Source organism: Aeromicrobium sp. Root472D3, assembly GCF_001426485.1.
In the GTDB taxonomy this organism is placed as follows: domain Bacteria; phylum Actinomycetota; class Actinomycetes; order Propionibacteriales; family Nocardioidaceae; genus Aeromicrobium.
On record NZ_LMET01000001.1, the window covers coordinates 1,696,691 to 1,713,176 of the forward strand.

Sequence of the window (16,486 nt, forward strand, 5' to 3'; positions counted from 1 at the left end):
GGCTATCGGCCCCGGCCCGGCACGGCTCGCCCGTGCGTCCGACCCGTGGTCGCTCAGCCGATCGGGCCCTCGCCGAGCGTCACGGTCTCGGTGTGGGCCCGACCGGACGGATCGGTCCACGCGACCGTCACGCGGTCGCCGACGGCGAGCTCGCCCACCGCGGACGCGAGGGCGTCGGACGACGTCACGGCCCGGCCGCCGAGCGACGTGATCGTGCTGCCCGCGACGATGCCGGCGTCCGCGGCGGGGGATTCGTCCTGCACCCCGGCGACGAGCGCGCCCGTCACCTCCGCCGACAGCGAGATCCCGAGGTACCCGTGGTTGCCGATCTGCACGGTGTCGCTCGACGTCCCCGCCTCGATCTGGTCGGCGATCTCCAGCGCCTGGGCGATCGGCACGGCGTATCCCGTGATGTCGGCCGAGCCGCTGGACGCCGCGGTGCTCATGCCGACGACCTCGCCGTCGTCGTCGTAGAGCGCGCCGCCGGAGTCGCCCGCGATGATGTCGGCGTCGATCTCGATGAGCCCCGTCAGCCGGCTCGCGTCGCCGCCGGTCTCGCTCGAGACCGTGATCGACTGGTCCACGCCGAGGACCGTGCCGGCCGCGGCACTGGCGGCACCGCCGTCGCCGTTGGCGTTGCCCACCGCCGTGACGGAGTCGCCGACCGCCACGGTCTCGGCGGTGTCGGTCGTGACCGTGGCGAGGCCCTGCGCGTCGGCGAGCTGCAGCACCGCGACGTCGTGCGTCGCGTCGTAGCCGACGACCTCGGCGTCGTACGTCGTGCCGGTCGAGACGACCTCCACGGAGATCGACGTCGCGCCCTCCACGACGTGGTGGTTGGTCAGGATCTCGCCGTCGGACGTCAGGACCATGCCGGTGCCGGCGGCCTGGCCGGACCCGTAGTCGAGCGTCGTGTCGATGTAGACCAGCCCCTTCTCCTGCGTCTCGGAGGCGTCCGTCGTGGTGGTCTGCTGCGTCGAGCCCGACGTGCTCCCGTCACCGCCGGGACCGCCGAGACCGCTGCGGCCGTCCGGGAGGGTCGCCGGGCCGCCGAATCCGCCGTAGCCGTACCCCGACGGGGGTGCGGTGAGGGTGCGCTGCTGGGTCGCGACCGACGTGCCGGTCGAGTCGGCCTGGCCGGCGGTGATGCCGAACGCCGTCATGCCGGCGGCCGCGACGGCCGTGGTGGCCAGGACGGCGATCCGGTGGCGCGGACGGGGACGGGCGGCGGGCCGTGCGAGGGCGGTGGGCTGGTCGTTCATGGGATCTCCCTGGTGGTCGGTGCTGCCAGTCAAGATCGCGAGGCTGGGTGCCGCCTGTGAGGAGGGTGGGCGTGCGATGAGCGCCGGGCAGACCACGCGGGGGCTGCAAAGAACTGTTTGCAAAGAACTCTTTGCGGTTCTATCGTGGGCGCATGGCACTCACCCGGAAGGTCGTCGACGACCTCGAGACCCTCAAGGCCGTCTCGCACCCCCTGCGGCTCTCGCTGCTCGGCCGTCTCCGCGCCGACGGGCCCGCGACGGCGTCCGAGCTCGGCCGCGCGCTGGGGGAGTCCAGCGGCTCGACGTCGTACCACCTCCGCCAGCTCGAGCGCTTCGGCTTCGTCGGCGACGACGACGAGCAGCCGTCGGGTCGCGAGCGCCGGTGGAGGGCGCTGCACGACGCGACGTCGTTCCCGACCGGCCTCGCCGAGCTCGACGGGGGACGCGAGTTCGTCGACGTCGTCCGCCGCCGCCAGGAGGAGCACCTGCGCAACGGCCTCGAGGCGTGGACCGATCACCGTCCGGGCCTCGGGCACAGCGACTACGACCTGCGCCTCGACCCCGCCGACCTCGAGGCGCTCGGCGACGAGCTGCACGCGCTGGTCGAGCGCTACTCGCACCGGCAGGGCTCCGAGCACGTCGCCCTGCACGTCATCACGCTGCCGCAGACGTCGTGAGCGTCCGGTCGCGGTTCTGGCTGCTCGCGGCGGTCCGCTGGCTGCCGACCGGGTTGATCGTGCCCGTGATGGCGCTGCTGCCGCTCGAGAGGGGTCTGTCGGTTGCCGAGCTCGGCGGCGTCCTGGCGGTGCAGGGCGTCGTCGTGCTGCTCCTCGAGCTGCCCACCGGCGGCTTCGCCGACACGCTCGGACGACGTCCGGTCTGGATCGCGTCGGCGGTCGTGGCCTCCGTGGCGTACGGCCTGTACTCCGTCGCGCAGACGCCGGTGGTGTTCGCGGCGGCGGTGGCCCTCACCGGCGTGTTCCGCGCGCTCGACAGCGGCCCGCTGAACGCGTGGTTCGTCGACGCGGTCGGCGAGCAGGTGCCCGAGCCGGCTCGCAGCGCCGAGGTGGCGCGGGGCCTGGCGGGCTACGCGGCGGTCGTGGGCCTGTCGATCGCGGTGGGTGCGCTGCTGTCGGCGGGCCTCGTCGCCTGGGCGCCGTTCGGCCGGGCCGAGGCGCTGGCGGTGCCCCACCGGGTCGCCTGCGCGCTCGCGGTCGTGCAGGTCGTGGCGGCCTGGGTGCTCATGGACGAGGACCGCTCGGCCCGCGTGGGAGGCGTCGTCCGCTCGGTGCGGGCCACCCCGCGGGCGATCGCCGACGGCGCGCGTCTGCTGCTGCGCTCACGCGTCCTGCGCGCCCTCGTGGCGGTCGAGGTGCTGTGGGGCTTCGGCCTGGTCGCGTTCGAGTCGATGACACCGGTCCGGCTGGAGGAGATGCTGGGGGACGGCGACCTCGCGGCGACCGTCATGGGGCCCGCCTCCGCGGGGGCCTGGGCGGTCTCGGCCGTCGGAGCCGCCGCCGTGCCCTGGCTGCTGCGCCGGTGGAGCCTCGTGGCGGTGTCGGTCGCGCTCAAGGTCGTGCAGGCCCTCACGGTCGTCGCGATGGGGGTGGCCGCCGGACCCGTCGGGCTCGTGGCGGGTCTGCTCGCGACGTACGCCGTGCACTCGGCCGCCGGGGCCGTCTACGAGACGTTGCTGCACCAGCAGGCGCGACCCGAGAACCGCGCCACGGTGCTGTCGCTGGCGTCGATGGCGATGCACCCCGGTGCGGCGGTCGGCGCGGTCGTCCTCGGTGCCGTGGCCACCAGCGCCTCGCCGGGTGCCGCGATCGTGGTCGGCGGGCTGGTGCTGGGCGCGGCCGCCCCGCTGTTCCTCGTCACGCCGACGCGCGGGGGCGGACGCCCGGCAGGTGCCGCACCTCCTATGCTCGGTCGCGACGGCGGCACGTCGGTCGCCAGAGACGGTGTGGAGGCACGACATGACTGAATTCGTCCGGCTCGAGGTCAGCGACGGGGTGGGCACGATCCGCCTCGACCGCCCGAAGATGAACGCCCTGAACGCGCAGCTGCAGCGCGAGCTCAGCGAGGTGGCCCGCGAGGCCGACGAGCGCGACGACGTCGCCGCGGTCGTCCTGTTCGGCGGCGAGCGCGTGTTCGCGGCCGGGGCGGACGTCAAGGAGATGGGCACGATGTCGCACGCCGAGATGGTCAGGCACGCCCACCTGCTGCAGGCCTTCACGCGCGACGTCGCGGCGATCAGCAAGCCGACCGTCACCGCGATCACGGGCTTCGCCCTCGGCGGCGGGTGCGAGCTGGCGCTGTCGACCGACGTCCGCTTCGCGGCCGACGACGCCACGCTCGGACAGCCCGAGATCCTGCTGGGCATCATCCCCGGGGCCGGCGGCACGCAGCGCCTCGCGCGGCTCGTCGGCCCGGCCAAGGCCAAGGACCTGATCTTCACGGGACGCTTCGTCGACGCCGCCGAGGCGCTCGCGATCGGCCTGGTCGACCAGGTGCACCCCGCCGACGCCGTCTACGGCAAGGCCGTCGAGTGGGCGTCGCAGTTCGTCGGCGGGCCGCGGCTCGCGCTGCGCGCCGCCAAGAACGCCGTCGACCGCGGTCTCGAGGTCGACCTGCAGACCGGGCTCGAGATCGAGCGCGTCGAGTTCTCGGGGCTGTTCGCGACCGACGACCGCGTCGCTGGCATGACGTCGTTCGTCGAGAACGGACCCGGCAAGGCGACCTTCACCGGGCGCTGACCGTCGGCGGCGCCGCGCGGGCGGTGCGGGCGCGAAGGTCACACCGCGTGGATTGGCACCGTCGGGGTCCGTCCGCGATGCTGGTCGCGTGCCGCAGACGACGTGTCCTCCGAACCTCGCCGAGCTGGCCCGCGCCCACGGCGTCGCGACCGAGTACGAGGGGTCCGACCGCACGCCGGTGCAGGTCGACCCGTCCCTCGTCGTCGCGGTGCTCGGCATGCTCGACGTCGACGCCACCTCCGACGAGGCCGTCGAGGCGTCGCTCGCCGCGGCGAGAGAGCGTGACCGCACGACGTCGCTGCCGCCGACCGTCGTGGTCGTCGAGGGACGCCCGACGTCGCTGGACGTCGCGGTGCGCCTCGACCTCGAGGACGGCACGAGCCGCGAGGTCGGGGCGGGGGAGCCCCTGCCGTCCGACCTGCCGCTCGGCTGGCACACCGCCGTCGCGGACGATCGGACGTCGACCGTGATCGTGGCGCCGGCCCGCATGGACGACATCCGCCCCACGTGGGGCTGGATGCTGCAGCTGTACGCGCTGCGGTCGGCCGACTCGTGGGGCATGGGCGACTTCGGCGACCTCGCGGAGTTCGCCCGTCGCGCCGGCACCGAGCAGGGGGCCGGGGTCGTGCTCGTCAACCCCGTCCAGGCCGTCTCGCCGACGCACCCGATCCAGCGCTCGCCGTACTCACCGGCCAGCCGCCGCTTCGCCAACCCGCTCTACCTGCGGGTCACCGACACCGCCGCGTACCGGTCCGCCGACGCCGCCCTGCAGGCGGCCGTCCTTTCTCTCGCGCCGCGCCGCGACACCGACGAGATCGAGCACGACGCCGTGTGGGACGCCAAGCTCGCGGCGCTCGAGCTGCTGTGGCCCCATCGGCCCGAGGCCGAACGGTCCGTCGAGCCCGATGACGCCCTGCGCGACTTCGCGACCTTCTGCGCGCTGGCCGAGCAGCACGGCGGCGACTGGCGCGACTGGCCCACGACGCTGCACGATCCCGCGGGTCCGGCCGTGACGCAGCTGCGGGTCGAGCTGGCCGACCGGATCGCCTTCCACGTGTGGCTGCAGCACCGGTGCCGCGAACAGCTCGACGCGGCGCGGGCGGCGGCGCGCGAGGGCGGCATGGGCGTCGGCATCGTCCACGACCTGCCCGTCGGGGTCAGCGCGGGCGGTCCCGACACGTGGTCGCAGCGCGAGGTCTTCGCACCGTCGGTGCGGGTGGGCTGCCCCGCCGACGCCTTCAACGAGCTGGGCCAGGACTGGGGCCTGCCGCCGTTCCGTCCCGCCGAGCTCGCCGCAGCCGGCTACCAGCCGTTCCGCGAGGTCGTGCGCAGCGTCCTGCGCCACGCCGACGGCATCCGGATCGACCACATCGCGGGCCTGTGGCGCCTGTGGTGGATCCCGCCGGGAGAGCCCGCGCACCGTGGCACCTACGTGCACTACGACGCCGACGCGATGCTCGCGGTCGTCGCGCTCGAGGCGCACCGCGCCGGGGCCATCATCGTCGGCGAGGACCTCGGGACGGTCGAGGACGTCGTGACCGAGACGATGCACGAGCGCGGCATGCTGAGCTCGGCCGTGCTGTGGTTCGAGCGCGACTGGGACGCCGACGGCCAGCCGTTCCGGCGTCCCGTCGACTGGGAGCCCGCGACGATGGCGAGCGTCACGACGCACGACCTGCCGACCGCGACGGGATGGCTCGACGCCGAGCACGTGCGCCTGCGCGCGTCCCTCGACCTGCTCGACGGTCCGGTCGACGACGCGCTCGCCGAGGCGGCCACCGACCGCGAGGCGCTGATGGCCCTCGTGCGCGACGAGGGCATCGACGTCACCGACCCGGTCGTCGCGCTGCACGCCGTCATCGCCCGCGCCGCGTCGCGTCTCGTGCTGAGCGCTCCCACCGACGTCGTCGGCGAGCGCCGCCAGCCCAACCTCCCCGGAACGGTCGACGCGTACCCCAACTGGCGGATCCCGCTGCCCGTGACGCTCGAGCAGTTCTTCGACGACGAGCACGTCGCAACGGTCGTCGCGCCGCTGCGCGCCGAGCGTCCGCCGGCGGGCGACTGACCTCACAGCTCCCCACGGGTTGCCCCTGCCGAATGGGGGTAATCGGTGACAGATGTCCATCACAACCACTGGAGACCCCTTGCACCCCTGGCCCGGCAGCGCCTACCCGTTGGGTGCCACGTACGACGGCGTCGGCACCAACTTCGCCCTGTTCTCCGAGATCGCCGACAAGGTCGAGCTGTGCCTCTTCGACGAGGACGGCACCGAGACCCGCGTGCACCTCGAGGAGGTCGACGGCTTCGTCCACCACGGCTACCTGCCGAGCATCGGCCCCGGCCAGCGCTACGGCTACCGCGTCCACGGCCCGTACGAGCCCGCGCAGGGCCTGCGCTGCAACCCGAACAAGCTGCTGATCGATCCCTACGCCAAGGCGTTCTCGCACGGCGTCGACTGGGACGACTCGCTGTTCGGCTACTCGTTCGACGACCCCGACGAGCGCAACGACCTCGACTCCGCCGGCCACGTGCCGTACTCGCTGGTCACCAACCCGTTCTTCGACTGGGCCAACGACCGCCTGCCCCGCACGCCGTACAACGAGTCGGTCGTCTACGAGGCGCACGTCAAGGGCCTGACCATGACGCACCCCGACGTGCCCGAGGAGCTGCGCGGCACGTACGCCGGCCTGGCCCACCCGTCGGTCGTCGAGCACCTGCAGGGTCTCGGCGTGACGGCCCTCGAGCTGCTGCCCGTCCACCAGTTCGTGACCGACCACTACCTGGTCGAGAAGGGCCTCACGAACTACTGGGGCTACAACACGATCGGCTTCTTCGCCCCGCACGACGCGTACACGTCGCGCCCGGGCGCGCAGGTCGAGGAGTTCAAGGGCATGGTGCGCGCGATGCACGAGGCGGGCATCGAGGTCATCCTCGACGTCGTCTACAACCACACCGCCGAGGGCAACCACCTCGGGCCCACGCTGTCGATGAAGGGCATCGACAACCAGTCGTACTACCGCCTGGTCGAGGACGACCAGCAGTTCTACATGGACTACACGGGCACCGGCAACTCGCTCAACGTCGGCAACCCGCACGCGCTGCAGCTCATCATGGACTCGCTGCGCTACTGGGTCACCGAGATGCACGTCGACGGCTTCCGCTTCGACCTCGCGGCGACGCTGGCGCGCGAGTTCTACGACGTCGACAAGCTCGCGACGTTCTTCGAGCTCGTCCAGCAGGACCCGGTGGTCAGCCAGGTCAAGCTCATCGCCGAGCCGTGGGACGTCGGCCCCGGCGGCTACCAGGTCGGCGGGTTCCCCCCGCAGTGGACGGAGTGGAACGGCGAGTACCGCGACGTCGTCCGCGACTTCTGGCGCGGCGAGCCCTCGACGTTGGGCGAGTTCGCCTCGCGCATCACCGGCTCGTCCGACCTGTACCAGGACAACGGCCGCCGCCCGTACGCGTCGGTCAACTTCATCACGGCGCACGACGGCTTCACGCTGGCCGACCTGGTCGCGTACAACGAGAAGCACAACGACGAGAACGGCGAGGACGGCAACGACGGCGCCGACGACAACCGCTCGTGGAACTGCGGCGTCGAGGGGCCGACCGACGACGCCGAGGTCGTCGCGCTCCGCGACTGCCAGCGTCGCAACCTGATGGCGACGTTGTTGCTGTCGCAGGGCGTCCCGATGATCCTGCACGGCGACGAGCTCGGGCGCAGCCAGGGCGGCAACAACAACGCCTACTGCCAGGACAACGAGGTCGCGTGGATCGACTGGTCGCGCGCGGCCGACGACCACGAGATGACGCAGTTCACGAGCGCGCTGGCGGCGTTCCGCCAGCAGCACCCCGTGTTCCGTCGCCGTCGCTTCTTCGAGGGCCGGCCGATCCGCAAGGGCGAGCGCAGCGCGGAGAACCTCGGCGACATCGGCTGGTTCACGCCCGCGGGCGAGGAGATGCAGGAGCAGAACTGGGACGACGGCTTCGGCAAGTCGATCGTGATGTTCCTCAACGGCGAGGCGATCGCCGACCGCGACCGTCGCGGTGAGCGGGTCGTCGACGACTCGTTCCTGATGGCGTTCAACGCCCACTTCGAGGACATCGAGTGGACCGTGCCCGGCGAGGAGTACGGCCCGGGCTGGGGCCTGGTCGTCGACAGCTGCGCCGGCACCGTGCACACCACGCCGATGGGCGACGTCGTCCCGGCCGGCGGCACGCTGACCCTGCCGGCCCGGTCGCTGGTGGTGCTGCAGAGGGTCGCGTCGTGACCACGCCGTCGTCGACGTACCGGCTGCAGCTGCGGCCGGAGTTCGGCTTCGGCGACGCCCGTGACGTCGTCGACTACCTCGACGCGCTGGGGGTGGGGGCCGTGTACGTGTCGCCCGTGCTCGACGCCACGCCGGGATCGACGCACGGCTACGACGTGACCGACCCGCGGGTGGCGCGTCCCGCCCTCGGTGGCGAGGAGGGGCGGCTCGCGCTGGCCGACGCGGTGCGGGCCGCGGGCCTGGGGCTCGTCGTCGACATCGTGCCGAACCACATGTCGGTCGAGGTGCCCGCCGCCAACCCGTTCTGGTGGGACCTGCTGACCAAGGGGCGGGCGTCGCAGTTTGCGCACTGGTTCGACGTCGACTGGAGCCGCGACCGCATCCTCGTGCCGGTGCTCGGCTCGGCCGACGACGTCGACGAGCTGACGGTCGAGGACGACGAGCTCGTGTACTTCGACCACCGCTTCCCGATCACGGGCGACACCGACGGCACGCCGCAGGAGATCCACGACCGCCAGCCCTACGAGCTGGTCGACTGGCGGCGTGGCAACACCGAGCTGAACTACCGACGCTTCTTCGACATCACGACGCTGGCCGCCGTGCGCGTCGAGCAGCGCGACGTCTTCGAGATGGTGCACTCGGCCGTCCTGCGCTGGGTCGCGGACGGTGACGTGACGGGTCTGCGCGTCGACCACCCTGACGGCCTGGCCGACCCCACCGGCTACATGCGCTGGCTGCGCGACGCCGCGCCCGGGGCGTGGATCGTCGTCGAGAAGATCCTGCACCCGGGGGAGGACCTGCCCGAGAGCTGGCCCGTCGACGGCACGACGGGCTACGACGCGCTGGGCGAGATCTTCGGCGTGCTGGTCGACCCGGCCGGCGAGGCGCCGCTGACGTCGCTGGCCGCCGAGCTGGGCCAGGACACCGACTACGCCGCGGTCGAGCAGGACGCGCGCCGGCTCGTGACCGACGAGATCCTGGTGGCCGAGGTGCGCCGCATCGCGGCGCTGGTCGATGCAGAAGAGGCCGACGCCCGCGCCGCGGTCGCCGAGACCATGATCGCGTTCGACGTCTACCGGTCGTACCTGCCCGACGAGGCCGACCACTGGCGCAGCTCGGTCGCGACGGCGCGCGAGCGTCGTCCCGACCTCGCCGACGCGCTCGACGCGCTCGACCGCCAGGTCACGGGCGAGCCCGACGGCGAGCTGGCGACCCGCATCCAGCAGACGTCCGGCATGGTCGTGGCCAAGGGCACCGAGGACACGACGTTCTACCGCTACACGCGCTTCGCGGCGCTCAACGAGGTCGGTGGCTCACCCGACCGCTTCGGCATCGACGTCGACGAGCTGCACCGCCTCGCCGCTGCACGCGACGGGGGATCGCCCGCGGCGATGACGACGTTGACGACGCACGACACCAAGCGGTCCGAGGACGTGCGCGCCCGCATGGCGGTGCTGTCGGAGGTCGCCGACGAGTTCGCCGGCCTCGTCCGCACGTGGTCGGCGCGGTGCGGGCTGGGCGAGCCCTCGCTCGAGCTGCTGGCGTGGCAGACGCTCGTCGGCGCCGCCCCGATCAGCGACGAGCGCCTGGTCGACTACCTGCTCAAGGCCGCGCGCGAGTCCAAGATCCGCACGACGTGGACCGAGCCCGACGAGGAGTTCGAGCAGCGCATCCGCGACTGGCCCGCCGCCGTGCGTGCCGCGGTCGGCGACGACGTGGACGCCTTCGTCGAGCGCATCACCGGGCCCGGCTGGACCAACGCGCTGAGCCAGAAGATGCTGCAGCTGACCGCCCCCGGCGTGCCCGACGTCTACCAGGGCACCGAGCTGTGGGACTTCTCGCTCGTCGACCCCGACAACCGTCGACCCGTCGACTACGCGCTGCGTCGCACGGTCCTCGCGCGCCTCGACGACGGCGAGGTGCCGGCGGTCGACGAGACGGGCGCCGCCAAGCTGCTGCTGGTGCACCGCGTGCTGACGCTGCGTCGCGACCGCCCCGAGCTGTTCCGGGGCTACCGGCCGATGCGGGCCGAGGGACCGGCAGCCGATCACGCGGTCGCGTACGGGCGAGGCGACGACCTGGTGGTCGTCGCGACCCGCCTGCCCGTCGGGCTCGGGGAGGCCGGGGGGTGGCGCGACACGACGCTCGACCTGCCGGCCGGCGAGTGGACCGACGCCCTGACCGGTGAGACGGTCGACGGCTCGTCCGCCCGCCTGGCGTCGCTGCTCGACCGCTACCCGGTCGCGCTGCTCGTGCGGGGCTGATCCGTCGCCTACCGTGGCCGGATGGGTGACGGGCGGGACAGGGCGCTGGTCGGCCCGGTCGCGTCCGTCCTCGTCCTCGCCGTCGTGCTGGCGGCGTGCGGGGCGCCGTCGGCCGACACCGGTCCGTTGCAGGCCGGCGGTGTCCAGCCGGCGGCCGTGACGAAGCTGCCCGGCGGCGGGCGCGTCGCGGTGGGCTCGCCCGACGGCCACGACGTCGTGGTGCAGTGGCAGGCGAAGGGCTCCGACGGCTGGTCCGACCCGCGGACGGTCTACACCGAGCCGCAGCAGTTCACGCACGACATCGAGGTCGAGGCAGCCGGTGACACCGTCGTCATCGGCCCCGACTTCTGGACCCAGCGGACGCTCGACGACGACTACGCCCCGAACCACTCCGCGCAGGTCGTGTGCCGCGACCGCGTCTGCGCGACGGGGCACCGCACGCCCGACGGCGTCCTCAGCAGCACCGAGCTGAACCGCGACGGGACGTACGCCACGTTCTCCCTCGGCGGTCGCGACCTGCTGGTGTGGGACGACGGCGAGTTCAGCACCGAGAAGGCGGTCGGCCTGCCGAAGGACGCGACCACCGCGACGCTGCCCGACGGGACGCTCGTCGCCGTCGCGCCGCAGCAGCACCGCACGCTGTGCCGCTTCCGTCTGCTGACGGCCGCGAAGGGCACCTCGACGTACGTCGAGCGGGCCGTCAGCGGCGACCACCCCGCCCTGCTGCCGTGCTCGGTGTCGGGTGTGGACGTCACCGACGAGAAGGTGTCGGTGCTGCTCGAGGAGCTGCCCGATCCGATCGACTTTCGGCGCGAGGACGGACGCTGGGTCGCGGACGAGCCCGAGGCACCGTTGAAGGCCTACCCCGACACCGGCGGCAGGAGCTCGCTCGCCAACGAGGTCGTGAGCCGGTCGGACGGCAGCGACGTGTCGATCGGCTCGCCCGACACGCAGCGGATCATGGCGCAGTTCCGCGCGAAGGGGGCGACGGAGTGGTCCACGCCGGTGCAGGTCGCCACGGCGCCCCCGGGCACGAGCTGCCGGTTCCAGGACGTCGAGCGCGACGACGCCGTCACGACCGACCTGATCGACTGCTTCGACGACGCGAGACCGTTCGTCCTCGGTACGACCGAGCCGGTCGCCGGCATCGCCCTCGCGTCGGCCGACGGGCGCACGTGGTCGACCGCGACGCTGCGACGTCCGCACGACGGGGTCACGACCGGCCCCGACCACGCCACGGTCTTCACGGGCGCCGACGCCTCGTACCGGTGGACGCCCGACGACGGCATGCGTCGCATCGACCTGCCCGCGGCTCCGCGGGACGTCGTCGTCGCGGTGTCCGCCACGACGGTGGTCCGCGTCGTCGCCGACGTCACGGGCGGCACGGACTGCCGCCCCGGCCACCAGGTCGCCGACCTCGACGCCACGAGCTGGCCGGCGGCCCGCCCCCTGCCCGGAGCGTCGGGGCTCGACCTCGACGGCCTCGCGTGCACGCCGTACGTCGACATCCTCGACGGGGAGGTCCGGGTGACGATCGGCGACGAGGACTGGACGGGCACGCTGAGCCCTCGCGGCGGCGACTGGGTCGCCCGGAAGGTGACGTACCGAGGTCTCCCCTAGGCTCGGGGCCATGACGTTCACGGTGTGGTGTCCTGACCTCGATCGAGTGCGTCTGAAGGTCGGCGACACGGTCCACGACATGGAGCCCTGGAGGCGGGGCGGCGCCGGCTGGTGGTGGTCGGACGTCGACGGCCCGCACGGCACCGACTACGCATTCCTGCTCGGCGACGACGAGACGCCGCTGCCCGACCCGCGCTCCACCTGGCAGCCGGACGGGGTCCACGCCGCGTCCCGGACGTACGACCACGCGCGGTTCGAGTGGTCCGACGGCGACTGGGCCGGACGCGCGCTCGCCCGGTCGGTGATCTACGAGCTGCACATCGGGACGTTCACTCCCGGCGGCACGTTCGACGCCGCGATCGAGCGGCTCGACCACCTCGTCGACCTGGGCATCGACCTCGTCGAGGTGCTGCCGGTCAACTCGTTCGACGGTCCCCACGGGTGGGGCTACGACGGCGTGCTGTGGGGCGCCGTGCACGAGCCGTACGGCGGACCCGACGGCTTCAAGCGCTTCGTCGACGCCTGCCACGCCCGCGGCCTGGGCGTCGTGCTCGACGTCGTCTACAACCACCTCGGCCCGTCGGGCGCCTACCTCGACCGGTTCGGGCCGTACTTCGCCGGCGAGAACGACTGGGGGCCGGGCCTCAACCTCGACGCCGCGGGATCGGACGAGGTCCGCCGCTACGTGCTCGACAACGCCAGGGCGTGGTTCGAGCACTTCCACGTCGACGGGCTGCGCCTCGACGCCGTCCACGCGCTCGCCGACTCCCGGGCCCTGCCGATCCTCGAGGAGCTCTCGGCCGAGACCGAGAGGCTCGCCGAGACGCTCGGACGTCCGCTGACCCTGATCGCCGAGTCCGACCTGAACGACCCGCGCACCGTCACCCCGCGCGACCGCAACGGCCTCGGCATGGACGCGCAGTGGTCCGACGACCTGCACCACGCGCTCCACGTCCGGCTCACGGGCGAGACCGACGGCTACTACGCCGACTTCGCGGCCGGGGGCGCGCTCGCCAAGACCCTGCGGGGCGCGTTCTTCCACGACGGCACGTGGTCGTCGTTCCGCGGACGCTCGCACGGCCGGCCCGTCGACACCGCGGCCCTGCCCGGCACGGCGTTCCTGGCCTACGTCCAGAACCACGACCAGATCGGCAATCGCGCGACGGGCGACCGCATCTCGGCGACCGTCTCGCCGGGGCTCCTCGCGTGCGGCGCGGCGATCGTCCTGCTCGGCCCCTACACGCCGATGCTCTTCATGGGCGAGGAGTGGGCCGCGTCGACGCCGTGGCAGTTCTTCGCCTCGTTCCCCGACCCCGACCTCGCCGACGCCGTCCGCACCGGGCGCCGCAAGGAGTTCGGCCGCCACGGGTGGGGCGAGTCCGAGGTGCCCGACCCCATGGACGTCGCGACGTTCGAGCGGTCGCGGCTCGACTGGTCCGAGCTCGCCGACGAGGACCACGCCGACATCCTCGAGCTGCACCGCTCGCTGATCGCGCTGCGGCGCGAGATCCCCGAGCTGTCCGATCCGTCGCTGACCGACTTCCGGGTCGAGGTCGCCGACGACGACTCGTGGATCGTGATGCACCGCGGGCGCTTCCAGGTGCGGGTCGACTTCGCCGAGGGCGCGATCGACGTGACGTCGACCGACTGACGTCCGGCCCGTCCGGCTACGCGAACGTCGGCGGCACGAGGCAGTGCACGACCTCGTGGAACTGGCCGCGCACGTCCTCGGGCAGCCACACGACGTGGTTGGACTGCGACGCCATGTCGACGTCCTGCTGCAGCGTCACGACGTCGACGACCTGCCGCGGGTTGTCGCGGTCGCGCTCCTCGAGCTGCAGCAGCGACACGCGCATCGTGACCCCGAAGTCGTTGGGGTTGACCAGGCCGATGCCCCAGAAGTCCGTCGGGTCGTCGGTCGCCTTCTGGTCGAGGTCGATCATGACGGTGCGGGTGTCGTTCTCGAGCGCGGGGTGGTCGGTCTCCTCGACGCTCACGAGCTCGACGTCGACGCCCCTGACCTGGCGCGAGCCCTGGCCGTCGAAGCGCAGCACCTCGCGCAGCGTGCCGCCGGCGGGCAGGAGCGCGCGGCCGAGGTGCGAGCCGTTGACGCCGAGCGTCGTGACGTGCGGCAGCTCCATGCCGTACATGCTGCGGGGCGTGAACCGCAGGGTCGGCTGCACCGACACCTCGGTGTTGTTCGTGATGGTCAGCGTCTGGTCGAGCGACCCGTCGGTCGCGACCGGCACGTAGCGGACCGTGAACGGCTGGGGCGTGCGCTGGCGTCGTCTCACGGCGCCCACCCTAGCGAGGCGTCGACGGGACGGTTTCGGTCGCGGTGCGTCGAGCGCCTACCCTTGAGTCATGTCCGTCGAGTCGCTGTTCCCCCGCCTGGAGCCCCTCCTGCCGTCGGTCGGCAAGCCGATCCAGTACGTCGGGGGCGAGCTGAACGCCACGAGCAAGCCATGGGACGACGCCGAGGTGCGCTGGGCGCTGATGTATCCCGACGCCTACGAGGTGGGCCTGCCCAACCAGGGCGTCCAGATCCTGTACGAGGTGCTCAACGAGCGCGACTGGATCCTCGCCGAGCGCACCTACGCGGTCTTCTCCGACATGGAGAAGGTCATGCGCGAGAACGACATCCCGCAGTTCACGGTCGACGCCCACCGTCCGGTCAGGGCCTTCGACCTGATGGGCATCTCGTTCTCGACCGAGCTCGGCTACACCAACTTCCTGACCGCGATCGACCTCGCCGGCATGCCGTTGCACGCGGTCGACCGCGGTGACGACGACCCGATCGTGATCGCGGGCGGGCACTCGGCGTTCAACCCCGAGCCGATCGCCGACTTCATCGACGCCGCGGTGCTGGGCGACGGCGAGGAGATCGTCCTGGCGATCAGCGCCGTCGTGCGCGAGTGGAAGGACGAGGGACGCCCGGGCGGCCGCGACGAGGTGCTGATGCGCCTGGCGAAGTCGGGCGGCGTCTACGTCCCCAAGTTCTACGACGTCGCCTACCTGCCCGACGGGCGCATCCAGCGCGTCGTGCCCAATCGTCCCGGCGTCCCGTGGCGCATCGCGAAGCACACGCTGATGGACCTCGACTCCTGGCCGTACCCCAAGAACCCCCTGGTGCCGCTGGCCGAGACGGTCCACGAGCGCTTCAGCGTCGAGATCTTCCGCGGGTGCACGCGCGGCTGCCGCTTCTGCCAGGCCGGCATGATCACGCGGCCCGTGCGCGAGCGCTCGATCGAGGGCATCGGCCAGATGGTGCAGAACGGGCTCGACAAGACGGGCTTCGAGGAGGTCGGCCTGCTGTCGCTGAGCAGCGCCGACCACACCGAGATCGGCGAGGTCGCCAAGCAGCTCGGCGACCGGTACGAGGGCACCAACACGTCGCTGTCGCTGCCGTCGACCCGCGTCGACGCCTTCAACATCACGCTGGCCAACGAGTTCAGCCGCAACGGCCGCCGCTCGGGCCTGACGTTCGCGCCCGAGGGCGGCAGCGACCGCCTGCGCAAGGTCATCAACAAGATGGTCTCCGAGGACGACCTGATCCAGACCGTCGCGGCGGCGTACTCGCACGGCTGGCGGCAGGTCAAGCTCTACTTCATGTGCGGTCTGCCCACCGAGACCGACGAGGACGTCATGCAGATCGGCGAGCTCGCCAAGCGCGTCATCCAGACCGGCCGCGAGGTGTCCGGTCGCCACGACATCCGCTGCACCGTCTCGATCGGCGGCTTCGTGCCCAAGCCGCACACGCCGTTCCAGTGGGCGTCGCAGCTCGACCACGAGACGACCGACGCCCGCCTGCAGAAGCTGCGCGACTTCGTCCGGGCCGACAAGCGGTACGGCAAGGCGATCGGCTTCCGGTACCACGACGGCAAGCCCGGCATCGTCGAGGGACTGCTGTCGCGCGGCGACCGCCGGGTCGGCCGGATCATCGAGGCCGTGTGGCGCGACGGCGGGCGCTTCGACGGCTGGAGCGAGCACTTCTCGTACGACCGCTGGGCGGCCAAGGCCGAGGAGGCGCTGGCCGACGAGCCCGTCGACCTCGACTGGTACACGGTCCGTGAGCGCGAGTACGCCGAGGTGCTGCCGTGGGACCACCTCGACGCGGGCCTCGACCGCGACTGGCTGTGGGAGGACTGGCAGGACGCGATCGACCCGTCGGGTGCCCTCGAGGTCGAGGACTGCCGCTGGACGCCGTGCTTCGACTGCGGCGTGTGCCCGCAGATGGACCTCGAGATCCAGATCGGTCCCACGGGCAAGAACCTCCTGCCACTCACGGTGGTCTGACTGCGCGACCGGGTCGA

Annotated in this window: 11 protein-coding genes; 9 read left to right on the forward strand and 2 right to left on the reverse strand. The window is 72.5% G+C overall.

The features are described from left to right. Nucleotides 1-53: 53 nt before the first annotated feature. Nucleotides 54-1,262: a S1C family serine protease gene (locus tag ASD10_RS08355; protein ID WP_056607265.1), complete on the reverse strand. Its 1,209-nt coding sequence runs from the start codon at nt 1,260-1,262 to the stop codon at nt 54-56. Between the two features lie 152 nt (nt 1,263-1,414). On the opposite strand from ASD10_RS08355, the gene ASD10_RS08360 reads away from it, so the two are divergent. The 8 genes from ASD10_RS08360 to treZ all read left to right on the forward strand — a co-directional run bounded on the left by ASD10_RS08360 (nt 1,415) and on the right by treZ (nt 13,824). Next, nucleotides 1,415-1,939: a winged helix-turn-helix domain-containing protein gene (locus ASD10_RS08360; protein WP_056607267.1), complete on the forward strand. Its 525-nt coding sequence runs from the start codon at nt 1,415-1,417 to the stop codon at nt 1,937-1,939. Beyond that, on the forward strand, nt 1,936-3,246 hold the full coding sequence (locus ASD10_RS08365) for an MFS transporter (RefSeq protein ID WP_056607268.1): 1,311 nt from the start codon (nt 1,936-1,938) through the stop codon (nt 3,244-3,246). Before ASD10_RS08360 ends, ASD10_RS08365 begins: the two co-directional genes overlap by 4 nt. Then, complete coding sequence (locus ASD10_RS08370; protein WP_056607270.1) at nt 3,239-4,018, forward strand: enoyl-CoA hydratase/isomerase family protein; 780 nt, start codon at nt 3,239-3,241, stop codon at nt 4,016-4,018. Before ASD10_RS08365 ends, ASD10_RS08370 begins: the two co-directional genes overlap by 8 nt. 88 nt (nt 4,019-4,106) lie before the next feature. Continuing rightward, nucleotides 4,107-6,083 (forward strand): 4-alpha-glucanotransferase, encoded by a 1,977-nt coding sequence (gene malQ, locus ASD10_RS08375; RefSeq protein ID WP_056607271.1) that lies wholly within the window; start codon nt 4,107-4,109, stop codon nt 6,081-6,083. Nucleotides 6,084-6,135: 52 nt separating this feature from the next. Next, nucleotides 6,136-8,289 carry a glycogen debranching protein GlgX gene (gene glgX, locus ASD10_RS08380; RefSeq protein WP_082556100.1) on the forward strand — a complete coding sequence of 718 codons (2,154 nt, stop codon included), beginning with the start codon at nt 6,136-6,138 and terminating at the stop codon, nt 8,287-8,289. Then, a complete protein-coding gene (treY, locus tag ASD10_RS08385; protein ID WP_056607275.1) occupies nt 8,286-10,553 on the forward strand; it encodes a malto-oligosyltrehalose synthase in 2,268 nt (755 codons plus the stop codon). Before glgX ends, treY begins: the two co-directional genes overlap by 4 nt. A 21-nt stretch (nt 10,554-10,574) precedes the next feature. Continuing rightward, nucleotides 10,575-12,173, forward strand: a complete 1,599-nt coding sequence (locus tag ASD10_RS08390) for a hypothetical protein (protein ID WP_056607276.1) — start codon at nt 10,575-10,577, stop codon at nt 12,171-12,173. A 10-nt stretch (nt 12,174-12,183) separates the two neighbouring features. After that, complete coding sequence (gene treZ / locus ASD10_RS08395) at nt 12,184-13,824, forward strand: malto-oligosyltrehalose trehalohydrolase (protein ID WP_082556101.1); 1,641 nt, start codon at nt 12,184-12,186, stop codon at nt 13,822-13,824. 16 nt (nt 13,825-13,840) lie between these two features. Here treZ and ASD10_RS08400 read toward each other — a convergent pair whose 3' ends face one another. Further along, entirely contained in the window at nt 13,841-14,467 is a 627-nt protein-coding gene (locus ASD10_RS08400; RefSeq protein WP_157432505.1) for a hypothetical protein, read from the reverse strand. 70 nt (nt 14,468-14,537) lie between these two features. Here ASD10_RS08400 and ASD10_RS08405 point away from each other — a divergent pair, with 70 nt between their 5' ends. Beyond that, nucleotides 14,538-16,469, forward strand: a complete 1,932-nt coding sequence (locus tag ASD10_RS08405; RefSeq protein ID WP_056607279.1) for a TIGR03960 family B12-binding radical SAM protein — start codon at nt 14,538-14,540, stop codon at nt 16,467-16,469. The last annotated feature ends 17 nt before the right edge of the window (nt 16,470-16,486 follow it).